Annotated in this window: 17 protein-coding genes; 13 read left to right on the forward strand and 4 right to left on the reverse strand. The window is 62.9% G+C overall.

Going from position 1 to position 23,494, the window contains the following annotated elements; genetic code table 11:
* Positions 1-164 precede the first annotated feature (164 nt).
* A complete protein-coding gene (locus tag AC07WS_RS29970; RefSeq protein WP_494732579.1) occupies positions 165-425 on the forward strand; it encodes a hypothetical protein in 261 nt (86 codons plus the stop codon).
* Positions 426-427: 2 nt separating this feature from the next.
* Here AC07WS_RS29970 and AC07WS_RS29975 read toward each other — a convergent pair whose 3' ends face one another.
* Entirely contained in the window at positions 428-2,512 is a 2,085-nt protein-coding gene (locus AC07WS_RS29975) for a sensor histidine kinase (protein ID WP_494732580.1), read from the reverse strand.
* Between the two features lie 2 nt (positions 2,513-2,514).
* The gene (locus AC07WS_RS29980) at positions 2,515-3,207 is read right to left on the reverse strand and encodes a response regulator transcription factor (protein ID WP_494732581.1); all 693 of its coding nucleotides are present in this window, start codon (positions 3,205-3,207) and stop codon (positions 2,515-2,517) included.
* A 195-nt stretch (positions 3,208-3,402) separates the two neighbouring features.
* Here AC07WS_RS29980 and AC07WS_RS29985 point away from each other — a divergent pair, with 195 nt between their 5' ends.
* From AC07WS_RS29985 to AC07WS_RS30005, 5 genes are all read left to right on the forward strand, one after another.
* Positions 3,403-4,641 carry a prohibitin family protein gene (locus AC07WS_RS29985; RefSeq protein WP_494732582.1) on the forward strand — a complete coding sequence of 413 codons (1,239 nt, stop codon included), beginning with the start codon at positions 3,403-3,405 and terminating at the stop codon, positions 4,639-4,641.
* A 2-nt stretch (positions 4,642-4,643) separates the two neighbouring features.
* Entirely contained in the window at positions 4,644-6,056 is a 1,413-nt protein-coding gene (locus AC07WS_RS29990) for a hypothetical protein (RefSeq protein WP_494732583.1), read from the forward strand.
* Positions 6,057-6,179: 123 nt separating this feature from the next.
* Positions 6,180-6,656, forward strand: coding sequence for a cytochrome c-550 PedF (pedF, locus tag AC07WS_RS29995; protein ID WP_161092813.1), 477 nt, complete (start codon positions 6,180-6,182; stop codon positions 6,654-6,656).
* 14 nt (positions 6,657-6,670) lie between these two features.
* Positions 6,671-7,501, forward strand: coding sequence for a substrate-binding periplasmic protein (locus AC07WS_RS30000; RefSeq protein WP_494732584.1), 831 nt, complete (start codon positions 6,671-6,673; stop codon positions 7,499-7,501).
* 26 nt (positions 7,502-7,527) lie between these two features.
* On the forward strand, positions 7,528-9,714 hold the full coding sequence (locus AC07WS_RS30005) for a TonB-dependent receptor (protein ID WP_494732585.1): 2,187 nt from the start codon (positions 7,528-7,530) through the stop codon (positions 9,712-9,714).
* Here AC07WS_RS30005 and AC07WS_RS30010 read toward each other — a convergent pair.
* Positions 9,711-11,822, reverse strand: a complete 2,112-nt coding sequence (locus AC07WS_RS30010; RefSeq protein ID WP_494732586.1) for a TonB-dependent receptor family protein — start codon at positions 11,820-11,822, stop codon at positions 9,711-9,713. The two genes, AC07WS_RS30005 and AC07WS_RS30010, sit on opposite strands and share 4 nt — an antisense overlap.
* Before the next feature lie 117 nt (positions 11,823-11,939).
* Here AC07WS_RS30010 and AC07WS_RS30015 point away from each other — a divergent pair, with 117 nt between their 5' ends.
* The 7 genes from AC07WS_RS30015 (at position 11,940) to AC07WS_RS30045 (ending at position 21,214) form a co-directional block, all read left to right on the forward strand.
* A complete protein-coding gene (locus tag AC07WS_RS30015; RefSeq protein ID WP_494732587.1) occupies positions 11,940-12,881 on the forward strand; it encodes a YVTN family beta-propeller repeat protein in 942 nt (313 codons plus the stop codon).
* Between the two features lie 201 nt (positions 12,882-13,082).
* Positions 13,083-14,603, forward strand: coding sequence for an aldehyde dehydrogenase (adh, locus tag AC07WS_RS30020; RefSeq protein ID WP_494732588.1), 1,521 nt, complete (start codon positions 13,083-13,085; stop codon positions 14,601-14,603).
* A 2-nt stretch (positions 14,604-14,605) separates the two neighbouring features.
* Positions 14,606-14,977, forward strand: coding sequence for a DUF779 domain-containing protein (locus AC07WS_RS30025; protein ID WP_494732589.1), 372 nt, complete (start codon positions 14,606-14,608; stop codon positions 14,975-14,977).
* A gap of 43 nt (positions 14,978-15,020) precedes the next feature.
* Positions 15,021-16,763 carry a PQQ-dependent methanol/ethanol family dehydrogenase gene (locus tag AC07WS_RS30030; RefSeq protein WP_494732590.1) on the forward strand — a complete coding sequence of 581 codons (1,743 nt, stop codon included), beginning with the start codon at positions 15,021-15,023 and terminating at the stop codon, positions 16,761-16,763.
* 205 nt (positions 16,764-16,968) lie between these two features.
* Positions 16,969-18,123, forward strand: a complete 1,155-nt coding sequence (locus tag AC07WS_RS30035) for a porin (protein WP_494732591.1) — start codon at positions 16,969-16,971, stop codon at positions 18,121-18,123.
* Entirely contained in the window at positions 18,123-20,237 is a 2,115-nt protein-coding gene (locus tag AC07WS_RS30040) for a 4Fe-4S binding protein (RefSeq protein ID WP_494732592.1), read from the forward strand. Before AC07WS_RS30035 ends, AC07WS_RS30040 begins: the two co-directional genes overlap by 1 nt.
* A complete protein-coding gene (locus AC07WS_RS30045; RefSeq protein ID WP_494732593.1) occupies positions 20,234-21,214 on the forward strand; it encodes an FAD:protein FMN transferase in 981 nt (326 codons plus the stop codon). The genes AC07WS_RS30040 and AC07WS_RS30045 overlap by 4 nt, the downstream gene beginning before the upstream one ends.
* A gap of 14 nt (positions 21,215-21,228) precedes the next feature.
* Here the strand turns inward: AC07WS_RS30045 and AC07WS_RS30050 are convergent, their stop codons facing one another.
* Positions 21,229-23,178 (reverse strand): sigma-54-dependent Fis family transcriptional regulator, encoded by a 1,950-nt coding sequence (locus tag AC07WS_RS30050; protein WP_494732594.1) that lies wholly within the window; start codon positions 23,176-23,178, stop codon positions 21,229-21,231.
* Positions 23,179-23,494: the final 316 nt, after the last annotated feature.

Consider the following 23,494-nt stretch of genomic DNA (forward strand, 5'->3'; position numbering starts at 1 on the left):
GTGTGAAAGTAGGTTATCGTCAGGCTAGTTATACTAAAAAGCCCCTTCCAATGATTTGGTCGGGGCTTTTTTTCGTCTATACGTTTTGCGCTTGCGCGAGCGCACTGTTCAACCATCGGCGCCGAGGCAGTATTCGGTAAACGACAACCGATCGGAGCGTGGACATGGATGACAAACTGACTGGGCCAGTTGCGGCCATCATCGACAAACACCGGACCACTATCACGCCGATGCTGGCGGCGAATGGCGGCGCCATCACCCGCACAGCACTGCAAAACGACGCCGCTGTCCGAACGGTCGCCGGCTACTGCTATCAGATGCTGCCAGGCCTGCTGCGACTGGCTGTCAAGGAACCGGTCTTCATCGACTTTGTGATGACTCATCGGGAGCAACTGCTCAACAAACTGCTGGAGCAGCCCGTTTAACGCTAAGCGCCGCGCTGCAAGTTGAGGACAAAGCTGACACCATCGGCCTGGTTCTGCGCGACGATGGTGCCGCCCATCTTCGCCATGTAAGTGCGCGCGACAAACAGGCCCTGGCCCCGATTACCGTGGGCGCCGGATTCCTGTTGATCCGATACGCCGTATTCAAAAATCTTGGTGAGCATATCGGACGCGATCTGCGGCCCCCGATTGTGGATAGTAATGGCCGCGCCGATATCGCTGCCCTCGAGCGTGATGGTGATCGCGCTGCCCTCCGTCCGGTAGCGTTCTGCATTGCGCAGAACATGGGTGACGACATCCTCCAGCGAATACTCGTCGGCCCGCGCGGTCAGTGTTTCGGCCGGCCCTTGGAAGACCACATTCTCGATACCGATGCACGGCGCATTCTCGGCGACGTTCCGCAGAAACGCCGTCAGATCAATCTCCGTGACCTGCAGCTCGGACGACTGGAACGCTTCGCTTGGCGATGCGCGGCCATACAGAACGCGGATCGCCTGCTGCATGCGATTGATGTAGCGATGGCTTTCGTCCCCGGGAGCACCATGCAGCACCATCAGCGACTGCAATGGAGACATGATCTCATGGCCTACCGCGTGCCACATGTCGCGCTCTTGTTCGGCGCGGATGTTCCCGCGTTCGACATCTTCCCGCACGCGGCGCAGCAGATCGTGCAGGCCGGTGGCGAGCACGCCCAGTTCATCCTCGCCGCGCAGGTCGGCCAGGTCGGATTCGGAAAAGCCTTTTGCGGCCTTGACTCGTTCGCCGACATCGTCCGCGCGCTTGATCAGCACCTTGATGCGCCGGATGATGCCGATCTCGATCACCAGCCACGCCAGCATCAGCGCCGCCAGCATCGCGCCGACGAACCATACGAGCCGGCTGGCCACCACGCTCAGGCTCTTGCTGACGCTGCGCACGTCGCCTTTGAGCAGAACCTCGTAACTGCCGGCCGGCGTGGCGATGACTTCCTTCGCCTCCAGCGGGACATCATAGGCATCCACCGGCAGATGGCGTATCAGCGTCGTCACGAAATGCCAGGATTGGTCTTCCGGATCGACCGGGCCAACCAGCAGTGGCAGCGCAGCAGCAGGAGACGCGCTATCCGCCAGCCGCCGTATTTGCAGGCTCTCGCCAGGCAGCAGCATGGGCTTCAAGTCCGCCAACGAAAATGACGGTGCGCTTGGGCCGGTGGCGCTGTCGAGCAGCGGCGCGCCATCGCCGGGAGGCAGCACGGCGATGCGGATATCGATGCGATCCAGGTCTTCGGGCGGCCACACCGGACGGCGCTTTTCGAACAGCGCGTCCTGCAGCACGCCGACCGGCAGCCGCAGCGAGAAGAAAGCGCTGCGCGTGCAGCTGCTGTCGTCGTCGGCAGCGGTTTGGTCTGTGCAGCGCGGGTTCTGCCAGATCCACCCTCGGAAGTCCTTCACAGCCGGCGCCTTGGCCCGCGCCACGTCGGCCGCGGCGAAACCGGTCAAGCGCCCGCGCATGCCGCCGAAGCGGTGTCCCGGCGTTTGCGGTTCGCTGCTTTCCTCGAACGGCGCGATCCACTCGTATGTCTGGCCGCGCAGGCTGACCTTGACCCTGACGCGGTGCGCCTGATCCACCACCTGGTCGCCACGCGTGTGCGGCACCAGTTGCGCGCCGTCGAAAGTACCGGCGACGTAAATGAAGCCGCCGGCCCAGGGATTGTTGCCGATGCCGACGCACAGCGAGCCGTTGTTGCCATACTGCGCCAGGCAGCCGGACATCGCCACCGCCTGCTGCACTTTTTGCAGATCGTCGAAATCGAGCGCTGCGAACGGCAGCAGCAATGGATGCAGCGCCTTGCCGGCAACCGTCGGCTGAGGATTCAGCAAAGCCAATTGCCCGGTCGGATGGCGCAGCGTGGCTGCCACCTGCACGCGGGTTTTTTGAAAGCTGCCCTGGTAATTCTTGTAACTGAGCTGCTTCTCCTGCTGAAGCACCGATAGCGCCAGGCCCACCGTCGCCGCCATCAGGAACACGAAGGCTGCGCGTAGCAGCAGCCGCAGACGATAGGGGACGAGGCTGAGCCGGCGCCAGTTCACGATCAGCGGCTTTCGGTGTCGGCCCAGCGGAAGCCGCGCATGGGGATATTCTCGATGCAGGCGAAGCCTGGATCGATCTCGCGGAAGGCGTCGCGGATAGTGCTGACGTGCTTGCGGATGTTGTCGCGATTGCGCCCGCTCTTCACCACTTCGAATAGTTCGTCGTAGGACACCACCTGCCCGCGCCGCGCGAACAGCGCCGCCAGGATGCGCTGCGCCGTCAGCGGCAGGTTGATGCGATGGCCGCGCCAGGTCGGCGTGCGCTGGCGCAGCGGATCCATGCTTAGTTCATCGGCGGCGGGGACCGGCTCCGCTTTCTCTTTCACCGAGCGCAGGATCTCCAGGAAGGTTTCGATGAAGTCGGATTCCTCGAACGTGGCTTTCTGCAGATAGTCCCAGGCGTCCAGTGCTTTCATGATGCTGCGGTAGATCGTGGCCGGCATCGCCGATACCACCAGCACCGGGGTGGCGTGCCGCTTGTTGATGGCGTTGATGATGGCGACGCCGGCATGGCGCTCGCGTCCCAGCTCGATGTCGAGCACCACCAGGTCGTAGCGCTCGCGCGCGATCGCCGCCTCGGCGTCGTCGCGGCTGAACCATTGGTCGACCACGATGCCGGGCCGCGCCGATTCTATCCACGCCCGCAGCTGATTGCTGGTCGGCAGATCGTCCTCGATGACGGCGACTTTGGCCATGATGTACTCCACTGACTGTCAATGCAGCGAGTATCCACGGTTTTAGGCAAAAAGTCACAAACCGGCTGTGAGGATTTCTTCACATCGCCGGAGGATAGCGGGACGACCGCGGCGTTGATACTTCCGCCATATCCGGCGCACCATGCATCTCAGGGATAGTCCCTGAAATCAAATAACTTGGAGTGGGTGAATATCATGGCAGAACGGATCAAGCGGATGGTGCAGGCGGTGCGCGCGGCGTTGAGCGGCGGCGCGGGCGCTGCGGTGAACGGCATGCGCCGCAATGGCGCGATGGTGGTGGCCTTGGGCCTGGCCGGCGCCGCGGTCTACGGCCTGGCGACGCATCCGCCGATTGCCAAGCTGGCGCCAGGAAGCCTGGGCATCCGCACCAACCAGCTGACCGGTACCGCCATGACAGTACGCGATGGCGCCGTGTTCATGGTGCCCGGCGTGCATGTGCTGCGGCAGGTGTCGCTGCGTGACCAGGTGTACCGTCCGAGCGGCGGCGACAAGGCGCCGTTCCAGTCGGTCGAAGGCCTGGCGCTGGGCGTGGACATGTCGGTGCGCTATGCGCTGGATGTGAACCGCGTCGCCGCGATGGCGCAGTCGCTGCCGCCTGATATCAACGGTTCTATCGTCGAGCCGGCGGTGCAGGGCGTGATCTACAAAGTGTTCACCCGCTACACGGTGCGCGAGATTTTCTCGACCAAGCGCGCCGAGATCCAACAGGCGATCGAGGCGGAGCTCAAACCCAAGCTGGCTGCCGATGGCGTCACGCTGCGCGGCATCACCATCGGCAAGATCACGCTGCCGGAAGAGTATCAGGCAGGCATGGAAAAGCTGCTGGCCGAAGAACTGGAAACGGAAAAGATGCGCTACACGCTGGAGTTGAAGGAAAAGCAGGTCAAGCAAACCGCGCTGGAAGCGGACGCGGATAAGATCCGCCGCGAGAAGGCCGCCGAGGCGGCCGGCAATGAACAGATCATCGCGGCCAGGGCGCAGGAGCAGGCAATGGCGCATGTGCTGCCATTCAAGCAGAAGCAGATCGAGCAGCGCAAACTGGAGGCGGAGGCGGAGAAAATGGCGCGCATCAAAACCTCCGAGGGCAATGCGCAGGCGCGCGTCATCGAGGCCGCCGGCGAGGCCGACTCGCGCCGCAAGCTGGCGGATGCGGAAGCGTATCGCCAGGAGCTGGTCGGCAAGGTGGCCGCAGCGCAGATGGAGCGCGAAGGCGATCTGATTACCCGTAATCCCCTGCTGATCCAGAAAACGATGGCGGACAAATTGTCGGACAAGGTATCGGTCATCATCGCGCCGTCGCCGACCGATGGCGGGTTTATCGGCTCGGCGCTGTTGGGCAGCCAGCACGGCAAGCAGCCGCGCATGGCGACGGTTAGCGGTGAAGTGGCGGATAGCACCAAGGAAGGACAATAATCATGTCGATGATTGCAGCTGCCGCCGTACTGGCGATCGTTACGCAGGACCAGGCCGCGCTGCGCGCTGCGCCCAAGGACAGTGCGCAGCAGCAGGCCGTCCTGTGGCAGGGGGACAGCCTGGAGATCCGCGGCGAGAAGCAGGACTTCCTGCAGGTCTACGATTACCGCCGTGAGCGCGCCGGCTACATCCGCGCCTCGCAAGTGCGCAGGATCTCGTTGGCGCCGGCCGACGCGCCGGAATTGCTGTCGGTGGTGCGCTTCCTGCGCGATACGCCGGGCGCGGAATCGCTGGGTATCAGCTATGCAGCGGCTTACCTGAAGGCCGCACCGGCCAGCGCCATCACGGCGGAACCCTTCGATGCGTTGGGCACGATGGCCGAACGGTTGGCGCGGCGCGCGTCCGCCAAACAAGGCAAGCAAGGCGATGCCACAATCGCTGCGCATCTGGAGGAGGTTGCCAACTACGGCGTCGGCATCCGCAGCTTCGAACGGGAAGGGCGCATGCAGCTGTGCTATGACGGCGAGGCTTTCCGCCGCGTGCTGGCGATGCTCTCGGAACCGCAACAACGCGCGGCGGCGGTACTCGGCTTGACGCGGCAAGAGTGTGTGGACCCTGCGTTGCGTCCCGGCGCGCGCGTGGCGCTCGATGACTGGCGCGCCGAAGTGCTGGAGCGTGTGGATCTGAAGGATCTTGCGCCCCATATGCGCAACCGCATCCATATGCGGCGCGCGGCGGTGTGGTCGTCGGTGGCTTTTGCGCGGGCGCGCAAGGGCGAACCGGCAACACAGGCTGCGCAGCGCGCCCTGGATGAACTGGGGTCGGTCGAACCGGCGGAGCTGACCGAGGACGATGCCAGCGCATTTGCCGACGCGGGCGTGCGCGTGGGCAGCGTGCGCTGGGCCGCCGGAGGTCCGGTAACGCCTTCCGCCGGCGGCTTGCGTGTGATGGCACTGGCCGGGCAGCCGGGAGAAACCTGCATCGTGCTGGTGGACGCGAAACACGATCAGCAGCATGCGCTGGCGCGTCGTTGCAGCTACGGCGTCGTTTGGCCTGCGTCTGCGCGTGCCAATGCACAAAACACGGCCCTGTCGCTGGCAGTACAGCCGATGGATGGCTGGCGCGAGATGTGGCTGTTCCACCAGACCAGCGCTGGGTGGCTGGTCGACGTGCTGCCGCCGGCCGCCGCCGATCCGGATATAGGCTATGCCGAATTTGCGGGCTGGGTGCCCGGTTCGCAGAACATGCTGGTGGCGCGGGAGGCCCGTGTCGACGGAAAGTTCAAGCGCAGTTTCGAACTGGTGGAGATCAATACGCTGGCGACGCTGAAGGCCGCCGACAAGCCTTCGTCGCTCAGCATGTTCTATCGCTGGCAGGACCCGGCCTGGAAGCGCCAGACCGTCAGCCTGCGTTGAACATTCGCGCTGTGACAGCTGTGCCAAATTGGAGCAGGTGTGCGATGGGTCAAGGCGGAAAATGCGTGGCATGGCATTTGCTCAATGGCTGTATATCACTCATTAAAACAGCCAGGAGACATCATGCACCATCCATTCCGCATTTTCGCCATCGTGACCGTTATCGCCGCCGCAGCCACGACATCTCTTTACGCCACCGCACACGGCAACGTCGTGCCGCAAGCGGTGGATACCACTGGCCTGACGCCGCTCGGCGAAAAATGGCTGGACCAGAATCCTTATCGCGGCAACAAGCTTGCGTTGAAAATCGGGACGTCGGCCTATAACCAGAACTGCGCCCGCTGCCATGGCCTGGAAGCGGTCACCGGCGGCATCGCGCCAGACCTGCGCCAGCTGGATCGCGATTGCACCGACGTCAAGAACGACACCAAGAAGAAGGCCTGCTACAAGGAGACCGACAACTACTTTCTGACATCGATCCGGCACGGCAAGGTGCGTAACGGCGCCGTGTACATGCCGCCATTCGAGGGCGTGTTCAATCAGGAAGCCATGTGGGCCATCAAGACCTATCTTGAAGCACGCCGCGACGCCGCCAACTGATCGAGGAGCAGACCATGTCGAACTTCCGTATGCGCGCAAGCGTGTTGATTCCCCTCGTCGCGGCGATGCTGGGCGGCGCTGCGCCCGCGCATGCGGACTGGGACAAGATCCGGCTATCCGGTTCGCTCAAGGTGGCGGTGTATGAACAGTTCGCGCCGTTCTCGGAGCGGGGCGCAGGCATCGATGTCGAACTGGCGCAGGCACTGGCCACCAGGTTGGGCCTGAAACTGAGCCTGCTGCCTTTTCCCGCCGGTGAGAACCTTGGCGACGACCTGCGCAACATGGTTTGGAAGGGCCACTATCTGGGATATGGGCCGGCGGACATCCTGCTGCATGTGCCGGTCGAGCCCCAGCTGATGAACGAAAACGGCAAGGTCACCATCTTCGCGCCCTACCATGTCGAGACGGTGCGGCTGGTACGGAATGCGCGAAGCATGCCGGCCTTCGACGGCATCGATGCGCTGAGCGGCAAGACCATCGGCGTCGAGAAGGTATCCATTGCCGCGATGGTGCTGCTGGGCGAGGGCAATGGGCGCTTCCGCGACAAGGTGCGGATTTTCGATACAGCTGCGGAAGCGCTGGAGCAGCTCAAGGCCGGCCAGCTCGATGCGGTGCTGGCCAACCGTTCGGAGATCGATGCGGTATTCCGCGACGATCCCGCTTTCCCCCTGAACGAGGTGGCGTTCCAGCGTTTGCCGCGCGCAGGGTGGGCGGTTGGCATGGCGGTGCGTAAAGACGATCAGGAGATGGCGCGACTGCTTCAGTCGGCGGTCAATGAAATGAAGGCCAGCGGCGAACTGCAAGCCATCTTCGCCCGGCACGGCGTGCACGAGCAGATGCCGTGATGCGTGGGGCTGCGGTGGCGGGGGGCATGCTGCTCGCCTGCGGCGCGGCTGCGGCGGCCGATGGCGCGGTGGCTGTGTATCCGGCCACCGCGATGCTGTCGGTGGATATCGTCGGCGTCGCGCCATTGCCCGGCTTGGGCGTCGACCGCAATCAGTTGCCGTACCAGGTGCAAACGGCAAATGCCGCGGCGGTGGGCGCGGCTGCAGGGCAAAACCTCGGCGAGTTCATGGCGCGCAACCTGACCGGTGTGAATATCAACGAGATTTCCGGGAGTCCGTTCCAGAACGATATCACCTATCGCGGTTTTCGCGCCTCGCCGGTGCTGGGGGCGTCACAGGGCATATCCGTCTACCTCGACGGAGTGCGCGTGAACGAGCCATTCGGCGATGTGGTCAACTGGGATATGCTGCCCGAAGCGGCGATCGCCAGCGTGATGCTGGCACCGGGCTCGAACCCGCTATACGGCCTCAATACGCTTGGCGGCGCGCTGGTGTTGGCGACCAAGTCCGGGAAAAATTATCCGGGTGCGGACCTTGGCATATCGGGCACCAGCAATGGCCAGCGACGCGCCGACCTGGCCTATGGCTACGACAGCGGCGAACGTTGGAACGTTTTCATCGCGGGCACGGTCTTCAACGATAAGGGCTGGCGCGATAGCTCGGGTGGACGGCTGGCCAATGCCTACGTCAAGCTGGCTGGGGCCAACGGCGATAACGAGTGGAGCCTGGCGCTGCTGGCCGGCCGCAGCCGCCTGGTGGGCAATGGCCTGCTTCCCGATGACATGTATGTACAAAACCGCCGCGCCGTTTACACTTCGCCCGACCAGACCAGCAACCGCGTGCGCCAGATTGTTTTCAGCTTGACGCATCGTTACGACGAGCATACGGAGTTGAGCACCACCGTGTATGCGCGCAATAGCCGTCGCAGTACCGTCAACGGCGATATCAACGATGCCTATGCCGAAGGCGAAAGCCCGTACCCGGCCAGCTACAACACGACCGAGACGCGCCAAAGCAGCCAGGGATTCAGTACGCATTTCAGCAGAGACGCAGGCGTCCATCAGCTCTCCGCCGGAGTCGCGTTCGACCGTGGTAGCGTCGCCTTTGCGCAGTACGCGCAGGACGCAGGCTTTGCCTTGGATCGTACAATCGTCCCGGATGCGAATGCCGAACGGCAGGCCGGATCATCGGTCAGCGGCCACTCGCGCGCGGCAGGGGTGTACGCCGCCGATACCTGGGCCGTGGACGCCGACACCTGGTTGACCATGTCCGCCCGCTACAACCACGCGGCGGTCAGCAACCAGCTGCGCCGCGAGGATATACAGCAGCCCGCCGAGACGTTCGGCTATCGCAAGCTCAATCCCGCCATCGGTGCCGCGCACCGTATGGGCGGCGGCTGGACGCTGTTTGCCAATCTGTCGCAGAGCAACCGGGTGCCGACCGTGATCGAACTGGGTTGCGCCGATCCGGGGCAGCCGTGCCGGTTGCCGGTGGGCCTGCAATCGGATCCGTATTTGAAGCAGGTCGTATCACGCACCGCCGAAGCGGGGGCCCGCTGGAAGGGCCCACGTGGCACGGCGGCGGTATCGCTGTACCGCACCGTCAATCGCGACGACATTCTGTTTCGCAGCGCCGGCATTGCGCAGCAGGGCTACTTTTCCAACTTCGGCCGGACACGCCATCAAGGAGCAGACCTGAACGCGAGCTACCGGAGCGGCGACTGGACGGCACGATGGAGCTACAGCTACCTGGACGCGGTCTACGACATGGAGGGCGATCTGCGCAACGGCACGCGCAACGTCCACGTGACGCCGGGAACCCGCCTGGCGGGCCTTCCGCGCAACACGCTGAAGTTGGGCATTGAATGGAGCGCGGCACAGCATCTCTCAGTCGGCGTCGATCTGACAATCTTGTCCGACATGACGACGCAGGGTAACGAGGACGGCAGGGCCGCACCGCTATCGGCCGACTGGCGCATGCGCGGCCATGCCTTGACTGGCCTGCATGCCAGCTATCGGCCGGATTCGAAATGGGAGTGGCATGTGCGCGTGACCAATGCGTTCAATCGCCGCTACGAGAGCTTCGGTGCCGTGGCGGCGGATATGTTCCCGAACGGCGCCTTGCTGGAACAGGGCGCCGAAGCCGCGCAAACTCGCTTCATCGCGCCGGGCGCGCCACGTTCGGTGGCGGCCGGGTTGCGCTATCGCTTCTAGAATTGGTACTGGGCGCTGGCGCCAATCAGCCAGTTACGGCCTGGGGCAGCTTCGTAGTAGCGTTTGTTGGTGTCGCCGACGATGAGCGAGCCGACATACCGCTTGTCCAGCAGGTTATTCAAGCGCACAAACTGCTTGAAACGCCAGCCCTGCCACTGCTGGTTTGCGTTGCCCCGCGCATTGAGCACGCCGTAGCCTGGCGCCGCTTTGTCGGCATTGGCGTCCTCCGCGTAGATTTTTCCGCTGGCGACAGCCTCCAGCGCGGCGCCAAAGCGGTTGGCACTGTCCTTCCAGGCCAGCTCACCGTAGGCGTTGGCATTCGGGATGCCGGGCAGCCGGCTGCCTTCGGCCACGGCGCCGAAGCCATGATCATAGACTGCGCGCAAACTGGTCAGCGCTGCGCGCGCGCTCAGGCCATGGCTCCATGCGGTGTCCAGCGACAGTTCCATACCCTGGCGCAGCGTGCTGCCGGCATTGCGATAGCTGGTGCGTCCCCCAGCGCTGCCGTCGACCACCAGTTCGTCGCGCGTGCGGACCTGGAATACTGCGGCGTTGATGCGCGTGCCTTCGCCAAGCCGCGCCTTGATCCCGGTTTCAAGGTGGGTGCTCTGTGCCGCCTGCAAACGGAAATTGAAGCCGCCGCCGGTGCCGGAGTAGAACAACTCATTGAGCGTCGGCGTTTCGAAGCCGCGCGCGGCGCTGGCATACACGTTCAGCGTCGGCGACAGGCGATACAGCAGACCAAGCACCGGCGTGGTGTGGCTGTATTCGAGGCTGCCGCTGTCGTTGCCGTTGCTGAGGAAGCGGTCGTCCACCGAAATCTTCACGCTGCTGTGCCGCAGGCCTGCGCTCACCATCCATGCGCCGGACTGCCATTCCGACTGCACGTATGGATCGAGGCTAGTGACCTTGTCGTTCTCGTCGCGGCGCAATGCCCCCTTCACGCCGAATTGGGTGCCGGTGAAGTTTTCGTACCCTCTGCGCGCGTCGCTGGAGCGACCGTATTCCAGGCCGACGGTGGTACTGAGCCTGCCCCCTGCCAGTGCGTTCACGTGCAGCCAGTTCAGGTCCGCGCCGTGGAAGTCGCGGTCGAAGTCGACCACGCCGCCGGAATGTGTCGCCGGCGCCTGGAAGGCTTTGGAAAAAGCCTGGTACTGGATTACGCCGCGATTGCCGCCGTACGCGCTCACGCGCAGGCGGTCGTCGCCGAAGCGCTGTTCCCAGCTTGCGCCGATCTGCTGATGATCGATGCTCTTGCGGGTGTTGTAGCGGTCGGCCAGCGTGCGTTTCGGGCTCTGGTTGTCGGTGGCATCTATCTCACCGGCACGCGGATCGCGCTGGTAGGTGGCCCAGGTCGCGCCCAGAGCGTCCTGGGTATCGTCCTGGCGCAGCGCGTTGGCGACGATGGTCAGTTTGGCGCCGGCCATCGGCGCCAGCGTCAGTTTGCCGAAGGCCTGGTCGCGGGTGGCGGCGCTGTGGGCGCGGTAGCCGTCGGTTTCAAAACGCGATGCGTCGAGCACATAGCCGATGCCGGCCTGATTACCCTGAGCATTCAGATCGGCTTTGCGGCTGCCGTAGCTGCCTGCGGTCAGTGTGGTCTCCACCGATGGCGCGCCTTCGCCGTCGCGCGTGAACATCTGGATCACGCCACCGGAGTGGTTGCCGTAGATGGCGGAGAACGGACCACGCAGCACTTCGATGCGCTCGGCCATATCGAGGTTGAAGGTGGCGGCCTGGCCTTGGCCGTCCGGCATGCTGGCCGGGATGCCGTCGGCGACCAGGTGTACGCCGCGCACGCCGAAGGCCGAACGGGCGCCGAAGCCGCGCGAGGATATCTGCAAGTCCTGCGCGTAGTTCTGGCGGTTTTGCGCCACCAGGCCGGGGACGGCGGCCAGCGCTTCGCTGGCGTTGACGCGCGCTTGGCTGTCGCGGATGCGCTCAGCGTCGATTACGTCGATGGCCGCCGGCATATCGAATACCGTGTGTCCGACGCGGGTGGCGCTGACCACCACTTCCGCCGGCGCTGCGGCACCGTCGGCGGCGATGGCGCCGCCACTCAGTGCAAACAGCGCGGCCACCGCGTTCAATGGGAAAAAGGCTTGCTTCATATTGTCTCCGTTTTGGTCTGTGTTACACAGGACCAGTAAGCAATATACCTGCCATCCCGTTTTTCTGGTGGCACGCCGATTGCAATGGTTACCGCATTTCCCTGAAAGGCGATAACCATGAACAGCTTACGCATCCTGTCTTCCCTGGTCTTTTTGCTGTGCGGTCCCGCGATGGCCGCGCCGTTTGCTTTTGTGCCGAACGAGAAATCGGGCAGCGTCAGCGTGATCGATACCTCCACCGATACCGTGCTGCGCGAGATCGCCGCAGGCAAGCGGCCGCGCGGCATTGCAGCCGATCCAGGCGGTACACGCCTGTTCGTGACCGACGCCGCCAGCAACGCGCTGCTGGTGATCGATGCCGCCAGCGGCGCCCTGGTGCGCCGCATCGCGCTGGGGAAATCGCCCGAGGGCGTGAGCGTATCGGCGGATGGCCGTTATGTGGCGGTGGCGGTCGAGGAGAGCAACAGCGTCGCGTTGATCGACGCGAATTCCGGCGACGTGTTGGCGGATATCGCCGTGAAAGGCAAGAACCCGGAACATGCCGTTTTCAGCCCGGACGGACGCTGGTTGTTGGTCAGCGCGGAGGAGGCGGAGCAGGTCGATGTGATCGATGTCGCCGCGCGGCGTCAGAGCGGCGCGGTGGCCGTGGGGCTGCGTCCGCGCGGCATGGGCTTCAGTCCCGATGGCGCCCGCGCTTATGTCGCTTGCGAATTGGCGGGAGCGGTGTACGTGGTCGACATGGCGACGTTGGTGGCGACAGCGCGCATCCCGGCCGGGAAGAACGCCAATGGAATCGCCGTGCATCCCGGTGGCCTGAAGGTGTACGTGTCGAACGGCGCCGACGCCAATGTGATGGTGATCGATACCGTCACCAATGCCGTCAGCGCCACCATTGCAGTTGGCAAGCGACCCTGGAACATGGCGCTGACGCCGGACGGCGCCAAGCTTTATGTGGCCAACGGCCGCTCGAACACCGTATCCGTGATCGACACCGCTGCGGCAGCGAAGCGGGCGGATGTCGCGGTGGGCGAATTGCCCTGGGGTGTGGTGATCCGCTGAAGCGTTGTTCCATCGGCAGACACCTGTTCCAAACCTGAACAGGTGTCACAGCGCGGATACAGCCTCCCATCACCGCTAGCCCCTGTATTTCATGCGCCGCACAGGGAAAGGTGAAGCTGGCACGGTGCTTGCGAAAAGGAGTGTACGCAGTACCCACCGCCGCTTTACGCGGCCTCATAACCACAGCAGAAAGAGGACGACATGAATCTCGCAGACATCAGCAAACTGGGCGTTGCCAATCCATTCAAACAACGCTACGACAACTACATCGGCGGCAAATTCGTCGCTCCGGTCAAGGGCGAATACTTCGGCAACGTCACGCCGATCACCGGCCAGGTATTCTGCGAAGTGGCCCGCTCCACCGCCGAAGACGTCGAGCTGGCGCTGGACGCCGCACACGCCGCCAAGGACGCATGGGGCAAGACCTCGCCGACCGAGCGCGCCAACATCCTGAACAAGATCGCCGACCGCATGGAGGCCAACCTGGCGCTGATCGCCACCGCCGAGACCATCGACAACGGCAAGCCTATCCGAGAAACCACCGCCGCCGACATCCCGCTGGCGATCGACCACTTCCGCTACTTCGCCGGCTGCATCCGCGCCCAGGAAGGCTCGGTCGCACAGATAGACTCCGAAACCTACGCCTACCACTTCCATGAGCCGCTGGGCGTGGTCGGCCAGATCATTCCCTGGAACTTCCCCATCCTGATGGCGGTGTGGAAGCTGGCGCCGGCGCTGGCCGCCGGTAACTGCGTGGTGCTCAAACCCGCCGAGCAGACTCCCGCCTCCATCATGGTGCTGCTGGAAGTGATTGCGGACCTGCTGCCGCCTGGCGTGCTGAATGTGGTCAACGGCTTCGGGCTGGAAGCGGGCAAGCCGCTTGCATCGAACAAGCGTATCGCCAAGATCGCCTTCACCGGCGAGACGGGCACCGGCCGCCTGATCATGCAATACGCCGCGCAGAACCTCATTCCCGTCACGCTGGAACTGGGCGGAAAGTCGCCGAACATCTTCTTCGAAGACGTGATGGATGCCGACGACGCCTTCTTCGACAAGTGCCTGGAAGGCTTCGCGATGTTCGCGCTGAACCAGGGCGAGGTATGCACCTGCCCATCGCGCGTGCTGATCCAGGAATCGATCTACGAAAAATTCATTGAGCGCGCGCTGGCCCGTGTGGCGGCGATCAAGCAGGGCAACCCGCTGGACGCCAGCACCATGCTGGGCGCGCAGGCCTCGCACGAGCAGCTGGAAAAAATCCTGTCGTACATCGACATCGGCAAACAGGAGGGCGCCGAGCTGTTGGCCGGCGGCGGCCGCAGCATGCAGGGCGGTGACATGAAGGAGGGCTACTACGTGCGGCCGACCGTCTTCAAAGGCCACAACAAGATGCGCATCTTCCAGGAAGAGATCTTCGGACCAGTGGTGTCGGTGACCACTTTCAAGGATGAAGCCGAAGCGCTGAGCATCGCCAACGACACGTTGTACGGCCTGGGTGCCGGCCTTTGGACGCGCGACGGTTCACGCGCCTTCCGCGTCGGGCGCGCGATCCAGGCTGGCCGCGTCTGGACCAATTGCTACCACCTGTATCCGGCGCATGCTGCCTTCGGCGGCTACAAGCAGTCGGGCATCGGCCGCGAGAACCACAAGATGATGCTGGACCACTACCAGCAGACCAAGAACCTGCTGGTCAGCTACAGCCCGAACGCGCTGGGCTTCTTCTGACCATGGACCACGTCATCGCCCGCGTGACGGCCACACCGGCGGCGCTCGATCTGATCGCCGTCCTGCGCAGCCGCCACGGGCCGCTGATGTTCTTTCAATCCGGCGGCTGCTGCGACGGCAGCACGCCGATGTGCTACCCGGCCGGGGAGTTTTCCATCAGCGACACCGATGTCTATCTCGGCAATCTGGACGGGACGCCGTTCTACATGGGCCGCGAGCAGTTCGAGTACTGGGAACACACGCAGCTGATCATCGACGTGGTCGACGGGAACGGCGGCATGTTCTCGCTCGATAACGGCACGGGCAGGCGTTTCCTGACCCGTTCGCGCCTGTTCAGCGACGAAGAACTGGCGGCCTTGAAGCCGCCGGCATAGCTGCACACCGCAGCGAACCAAAACATAATAACTGGAGAAGATTGTGCAGAAAAAAGTAATCGCAGCGCTGGCCGGGATATCCTTCCTGTCGCTGGCACAGGCGGCCGACGTCACGTCGGCCATGCTGAAGAACGCGGCATCCAGCACGGACAGCGTGCTGTCGTTCGGTATCGGATCGGAGGGACAGCGTTATTCGCCGCTGACCCAGGTGAATACCAAAACGGTGGCCAGGCTGGTGCCGGCGTGGTCGTTCTCGTTCGGGGGCGAGAAGCAGCGCGGCCAGGAATCGCAGCCGCTGATCTACAAAGGCAAGATGTTCGTCACCGCGTCATATTCGCGCATCTTCGCCGTGGACCTCAAGACTGGCGCAAAATTATGGAAGTATGAGCATCGTCTCCCGGACGGCATCATGCCCTGCTGCGATGTGGTCAACCGCGGCGCCGCCTTGTTCGGCAATCTGGTCATCTTCGGAACGCTCGATGCACAACTGGTGGCGCTGGACCAGGACACCGGCAAAGTCGTATGGAAGGAAAAGGTCGATGACTATTCGGCCGGCTATTCGATGACGGCGGCGCCGTTGATCGCCGACGGTGTGCTGCTGACCGGCGTGTCCGGCGGCGAGTTCGGCATCGTCGGCCGCGTGGAGGCGCGCAATCCGCTGACGGGCGAGTTGTTGTGGACCCGGCCCACCGTCGAGGGGCACATGGGCTATCGCTACGACAAGGACGGCAAGGCCATCGAGAACGGCATTTCGGGGACGCTCAATAAGAGCTGGCCGGGTGACCTATGGAAGACCGGTGGCGCCTCGACCTGGATGGGTGGAACCTACGACGCCAAGACCGGTCTGGCCTACTTCGGCACCGGTAATCCGGCGCCATGGAACAGCCACCTGCGCCCCGGCGACAATCTGTATTCGTCGTCGACGGTGGCGCTGGACGTGAAGACGGGCCAGATCAAATGGGCTTACCAGAACACGCCCAACGATTCATGGGACTTCGACGGCGCCAATGAATTCGTCACCTTCGACATGGACGGCAAGCGCTACGGCGGCAAGGCAGACCGCAATGGCTTCTTCTACGTGATCGACGCGAACAACGGCAAGCTGCAAAACGCTTTCCCGTTTGTGAAGAAGATCACCTGGGCGTCGAGCATCGACATCAAGACTGGCCGGCCCAACTTCATCGCCGCCAATCGTCCTGGAGATCCAACCAAGGGCGAGGAAGGCAAGAAGGGCAGCACGGTGTTCGCGGCGCCGGCCTTCCTGGGGGCGAAGAACCAGATGCCGATGGCTTACAGCCAGCAGACCGGCTTGTTCTACGTGCCGGCCAACGAGTGGGGCATGGATATCTGGAATGAGCCGATCAGCTACAAAAAAGGCGGCGCCTACCTGGGAGCAGGCTTCACTATTCGTCCGCTGTTCGACGACTACATCGGCGCGTTGCGCGCGGTCGATCCCAAGTCTGGCAAGATCGTATGGGAAGTCAAGAACAATGCGCCATTGTGGGGTGGGGTGATGACGACGGCTGGCGGGTTGGTGTTCTATGGCACACCGGAAGGCTACCTGAAGGCGCTGGATGCGAAGAGCGGCAAGGAGCTGTGGAAGTTCCAGACCGGTTCCGGCGTGGTGGCGCCGCCGGTCACCTGGCAGGACGGCGACACCCAATACGTCGCCGTGGTTTCCGGTTGGGGCGGCGCGGTGCCTCTGTGGGGTGGCGAAGTGGCGAAGAAGGTCAACTTCCTCGAGCAGGGCGGCTCGGTGTGGGTCTTCAAACTATCGGCCAAGTAAAGATCTCTTGTAGTTTTTTGGGCGGCTTCGGCCGCCTTTTTTTTTCGGTCAAATTATGAACAGTGCGATGGAACGCATGATCAGATTTAGCACAAGGCCTTTATTTATAAGGCTTGCTTCTCCCTGCGGCGGCACGTGGGCATGCAAATTGCGATATGGGAGTTACATCGACCGATGTATGAAAACAATACTGGAGACATAAAAAATGAAAACAATACTGATGATCGGCGCATTGACTGTCACGGGTATTCAAGGCGCGCAGGCTGTCGATTTCAAGGCTGGGGACTGGAACGTATCTTTAGGCGGCATCGTCAACGCCTACTACACGCAGGTGTCCTGCAATGGGGACGCGGTGGGCGGGCTGGCGCTGGGTGGCAAGGGGCTGGGCTGCGGCGGCGAAAATAATCGCACCACGATCGGTAATGGACTGCTGCCCAATGGCCTGGTCACCTCGGCCACGTCGAAGCAAGGCGATTATGACGTCAAGGCGCTGATCGGCATCTACAACGCCACTGCCACCGACAGCGCCATCGCTGCCAACAGCGGCGTCGACGTGCGCCAAGCCTACTTCACGTTCGGGAACGCGCAGATGGGCACCATCAAGCTTGGGCGCGACAACGGCATCTTCGGTGCAGGCGCCATCTTTTCGGACATGACCCTGATCGGCGCCGGCGCGCCTGTGCAGGCGACGCAGCGAGGCCGCGTAACGCTGGGCCATATCGGAGCCGGCTACAGCTACGTAGGCTACTACGGCCAGATTGCCTACAGCGCCCCGAAGTCGGTGTCGGGCATAGGCTTCGATGTGGCGCTGGTTAGCCCTGTGGCCGATACGCCTATTGTCGCGGCGCCCGCGTACTCGTCGAAATCGAGCCCTCAGGTTCAGGCGCAATTGAGTTATGCGGCCGACGGTTTCAAGGGGTGGCTCGGCGCCAAGTCGCAGAAGTTCGGTGCCACCGCGCCGGGCGTCAGGGACTTCACCATGACCGGCGTTGAAGCGGGTGCTTCATACCAGGCCGGCCCGCTGGGCGTGCTGGCCAATTTCCAGGGCGGTAAAGGATTGGGCATTTTGTCCGACGCGGACCAGGGCGATACCAAATCCAAGGCTTACTTCGTGCAGGCCACTTACAAAACCGCTGACAAGGTCAAGGTGGGTCTGAGCTACGGCATCAGTCGCAACGACGACAACACCGCAGGCACCGGCGGCCTGAAGTCGAATGCCAACCTGACTTGTGGCCTGTATTACTCGATGACCAGCGCGATCACGCTGGTCGGCGAGATCGGGCAGACGCGCTCCAAAGGTTTCGCCGGAGGTGAGGGCAAGATGAACGGCGCTTCATTCGGCGGCATCATCTTCTTCTGATGAGGGCTACGCTGACCTGCGTCCTGGGTTTGATGGCCGGCGTGCTGGCGCTGGTGCTCGGCGCCAGCCCGGCGCAGGCCGGCGTGCTCACGCGCGCCGAGATGGCGCGCCGTTTTCCTGCGCCGTTGATGGTGGGGGAACGCGATGCCGACTTGCCGGTCTGGCCGCTGTTCAAGCAAAACGGAACGGCGACCGAATTGGTGGGTTATGTATTCGAGTCTATCGACCTGGCGCCGATACCTGGCTTTGCGGGCGTGCCGCTTAACCTGATGGTGGCGATCGATCCCAGGGGCGCTTTTATCGGCGTGGAAGTGCTGTCGCATCACGAGCCGGTGTTCCTCGATGGATTGGGCGAGGCGCCGCTTTACCAATTCGTCAAGCAGTACAAGGGATTGTCGCTCAAGCAGAATATCGGCATCGGGACCGGCGGACACCGCGCCCGTCAACCCGATGCGGCGCGCGCATATATTGACGGCGTGTCCAAGGCCACGGCGTCGGTACGCATCATTAACCAGAGCGTGCTGGCGGCGGCGCTCAAGGTTTCGCGCAAGAAGCTGGGCTTTGCCGCTGGCCGTGATCCCGACCAGATCGCGCGGGTACGCCAGGATATGTTTGAGCCGCTGGACCTGAAGCAGATGATGGCGGACGGCCTGGTTCAGCACCTGCGTGTGAGTAATCGCGAAGTCGAACGGCTATTCGCCGGCAGTGCGGGCGCCGGCCTCGATCCGCAGGCGCTGGCGCGACCGGATGACATCTTCATCGACTTGTACCTGGCCTGCGTATCCGTGCCGTCGATAGGCCGGAATCTGCTGACGGCGGCTGGTTGGCGCAAGCTGCAGGGCCGCCTGGAGGAGGGGGATCATGCGCTGATCGTGATGTCCTCCGGCCGCTACAGCGTGACGGGAGAAGACTTCGTACGCGGCAGTGTGCCGGATCGCATCGTGCTGCGGCAGGACAAACTGCCGATCGATATGCGCGACCTCGATCTCGATGTGAAGCTGGCATTGCCGCTGGCGATCGACAGCATGGCTATCTTGCGCGTGATCGGCCAGTCCGGACTGGACCCGGCATCGCCTATGGATTTTGCGCTGCCGATCATCCGCAACAAGGGCATTGTTTACCCGGAGCGCATTACGCGCGAATTAAGTCTGCGCTACAAGCTGCCGGAGCGCCTGTTGACGGTGGTCGAGGACAGTGGGAAATCCTGGCCGGGCATCTGGAGCGCGCGGCGGTGGGAGCTGGCGACGCTGGCTGCGGGGTTGGCGGTGCTGAGCGCCGCGTTGTCGATGCAGAAGCGCCTGACGGCCGATGGCGCGCGTTTCGCCCGGTTCCGCTACGCCTACCTAGTCTTCACGGTCGGCTTTATCGGCTATTACGCGCAGGGGCAGCTTTCAATCGTCAATGTCACGGGTGTTATCCAGGCGCTGAGAGCGCGGCGCGGCCTGGGGTTTCTGCTGTTCGATCCGATGACCGTCGCGTTGTGGAGCTTTGTGCTGGTGTCGTTGCTGGCATGGGGGCGCGGCACGTTCTGCGGCTGGCTGTGTCCATTCGGCGCCTTGCAAGAGCTCACGGGGAAGCTGGCACAGTGGCTGCACATACCGCAGCTGCGCGTTCGGAACAAAACGGATGCGGGGCTCAAGTACATCAAATATGTGGTGTTGGCAGGTATCGTCGCCAGTACCTTCTTTTCCGGTGAGACCACGGACAAGCTGGTGGAGCTGGAACCGTTCAAGACTGCGATCACCCTCAGCTTCGTGCGCAGCTGGCCGTATGTCGCGTACGCAGCGGGGATGCTGATCGCCAGTGGTTTTGTCTACAAATTCTTTTGCCGCTATCTGTGTCCTTTCGGCGCCTCGCTGGCGCTGCTGGGCAGATTTCGGTTGCTTAATTGGATACCGCGCCTTGAGGAATGCGGCACACCGTGCCAGGCCTGTCGCCATCGCTGCGACTACCAGGCGATTTCTCCATCCGGCGCGGTGGCTTACGACGAGTGCTTCCAGTGCATGGATTGTGTGGTGATCTACGAGAGCGATGAGAAGTGCGCGGTGCGCATCATGGAGCTTAAACGCCATCGCACCATACCGATCCAGCCTGTCGCAAGGAGTAGCAAATGAAGAGGCGTACCTTTATCGCCAGCGCCATCGGAGCGATAGGCGGCATATCCGCTTGCGCGTGGCGTGGGAATGACAGGCGGCACCGCGGTGCCGCCCTGGCCTTCGGCACGACAATCTCGATCTCTGTGGTGCATGAAGATGCGGAACTTGCGCAACGCGCGATCGCCGATGGGCTGCTTGCCGCGCAGGCCGTCGATCGCCTGATGAGCATCTACCATCCCGCCAGCCAGGTGTATCGGTTGAATCGGGACGGCATGCTGGCCTGTCCCGACATTCGCGTGCTGGAAGTACTGCATCAGGCGGTAAGCTTATCGCGAATGAGCGCTGGCGCCTTTGACGTGACGGTGCAGCCTTTGTGGCGGCTGTATTCCGAGTCCGCGGCGCGGGGGCGGCTCCCTTCCGATGCGGAGCGCGGTCGCGCGCAGGCGCTGGTCGGCTGGAGCCATTTGGAGATCGACGACGCGGTCGTGCGGTTCCGCAGGGCGGGCATGGCGCTCACGCTGAACGGCCTGGCGCAAGGATATGCGGCGGATCAGGCGCTGGCCGCGGTGCAGGCGCACGGAATCCGCCATGCATTGCTCGATACCGGGGAGTTTATCGCGCGCGGCCGTAAATCCCAGCGCCATCCTTGGATACTCGGCGTGCGAGATCCGCGTGATGCAGGTGCGTTGGCGGCCACCTTGTATGCACAGGGGTGTAGCGTCGCCACCTCGGGGGATTACGAATGCACTTTCACGCCGGATTACAGGCATCACCACATCTTCGATCCGGCAGCTGGCGATTCGCCGGACGAACTGGCGAGTGTCACGGTGCTGGCGCCGAACGCGATGCTTGCCGATGGATTGTCCACCGCGTTCATGGTCATGGGATGGGAGCGGGCCAGCGCTCTTGCGGCGCAACTGCCAGCTGTCGATCTGATGGCGATCGACAAGCAGGGGCACGAGAAGCGATCCGCCGGCTTTCCTTCGGATGCCTGAAGGTGCAACGCCCTCTACTTCAGGTTCGGCACCTTGCGGTAGATGGTGTTGCGCGATACGCCGAGCGCGCGCGCGGTCGCCGATACGTTGCCACCGTGGGCTTCCAGCGATTTGAGAATGACCGATTGCTCCATTTCCTCAAGATTGGCGCCGCTGGCGACGATGCGCGCGGTGTTGGTATCGTGGTCGGCGACTGGCGATTGTTCGATATCGTCGAGGAAGTCGTCAGGCATGTGGCGGAGGCATATCTCATGTTCGTCGCCCGCCATCACGATTGCCGTGCGCAGCAGATTGGTCAACTGGCGGAAATTACCCGGCCAACGATGGCGCCGGAACAGCTGCAGGATTTCGTCGGACACGTGATAGCGCCCGTTGTTCGATTCGGTGGACAGGATCTTTTTGACCACGGTTTCGAGATCGGTACGTTCGCGCAGCGGCGGCAGCTTGACCACCAGCCCATTGAGGCGGTAGTACAGGTCTTCGCGGAACAAGCCCTTTGCCATGCGGTCGCGCAGATTGTGGTTGGTCGCGCAGATCAGGTCCACGTTCACGGGGATGGACTTGTCGCTGCCCAGCGGTGTGACCATGCGCTCCTGCAGCACACGCAGCAGGCGCGCTTGCAGGCTGAATGGCATGTCGCCGATTTCATCGAGGAAGAGCGTGCCGCCGTTGGCTTGCAGGATCTTGCCGGTCGCGCCTTTTTTGCGCGCGCCGGTAAACGCGCCGTCCTCGTAGCCGAATAGTTCGGACTCGATCAGCGTTTCGGGTATCGAGGCGCAGTTCACTGCGACAAAGGGACTCATTCCGCGCGGCGAATCGTTGTGGATCGCTTGAGCCAGCAGCTCCTTGCCGGTACCCGTTTCGCCCATGATCATGATGGGGATGTCGCGCCCCAGGACACGCGTGACTTTTTCGATCACCAGTTCCAGTTGCTGGTCGCCGGTGCGCAGGTAACGCAGGCCGGACAGCCGGCGCGCGGTGGCCGCAGCCTGATTGGCCGCCACCGCGGCATTGGCCGGCGGGGCGCGTTCGGCCGTCAGCGATTGCTGGAAGACGCTGTTGGATAATCGCAGCTGCGCGCGTCCATATACGCGCACGCCGCTGTGCATGCACAGGTTCAGCAGGCCTGGCGACGCCGTGCGATAGTGGTCGTACAGGGCGGACACCGGCAGGCCAAACAGGGAACTGAAGGTATGCGATTGCAGCGCGGCGAAGGGGAGTCCCAACTGGAACAAGCCGTTGCGGTTGGCCGCCAGGAAGCGGCCACCTGGGCTGAACGAGGCGATGCCCTCCATCAGCGTACCAATAAATTCAGGGCGCGCATGGAAGTGCAGTGTGATCGCTTCTTCGAAGGTGGCGGAGAACAACTGGTTCTCTATCATCAGCGCGGACATGCGCACCAGCGCCATGGTGTGCTTGTGATAGCTGCGCTGGTCGCCGGAGACATCGAGTACGCCGACCACATTGCCAAGATGGTCCGAGATCGGAGCGGCGGAGCAGGTGAGGAAGTGGTTAGCCGACAGGTAGTGCTGGTCCGCGTGGACCAGCGCCGGTGTGCGCTCCGCAATGGCGGTGCCGATGGCATTGGTGCCGCGGCTTTGCTCCGACCAGGCGACGCCGGGCTGCAAGGCGACGCGGCTGGCCTTTTCAAGAAAGTCGTCATCGCCCAGCGAGTGGACGATCACACCCTTGGCGTCCGTGAGGATGACCATATTGTGAGTGTTGACGATTTGCTGGTACAGCGTCTCCATCGCCGGAATGGCGTGGGCGTGCAGCAGGCGGTTCTGTTCTATGAGCAGGGACAGATCGTTGCGCGCCAGCGGGCTGTAATCGGGTGGGGTCTCCGGGGATAGTCCGTACTCTTGCGATCGCTGATGCGATGTCTCGATGATCAGCGGCATATTGTCTGCCCACGCCTTGCATGCAGGTGCGGTGTTCAGATCTGGAGCAGTCTGGCGTTCCATATAGTTCTCTATGTCTCCGGCGGCCGTTGTCGGCTCTGCTTTGCCCGCAAAGGTGTTCCATAATGTAGCACCTGTGCGGAATGTGAGCAAAAGCTGCGCGTTAAGCTGTTGCTATCCAGGGTATAAGCAAGCAGGGTGCCAGCGGAAAATAAGCCTTGGCAGTTCCGTCAGGTCTTTGCTATAGTTCGCCCCCTCGCAGAACACAGCGCATGTTGCTAAGTGAAGCGAGAAAAAAACAGGCTTGACGAGATAAACGAAACACTTCATAATCTTGCCTCTTCGCTGATGAACACAACGCTTCTTCAGCAAGCAGTAC

This window comes from Duganella sp. GW821-FHT01E12, from assembly GCF_059422325.1.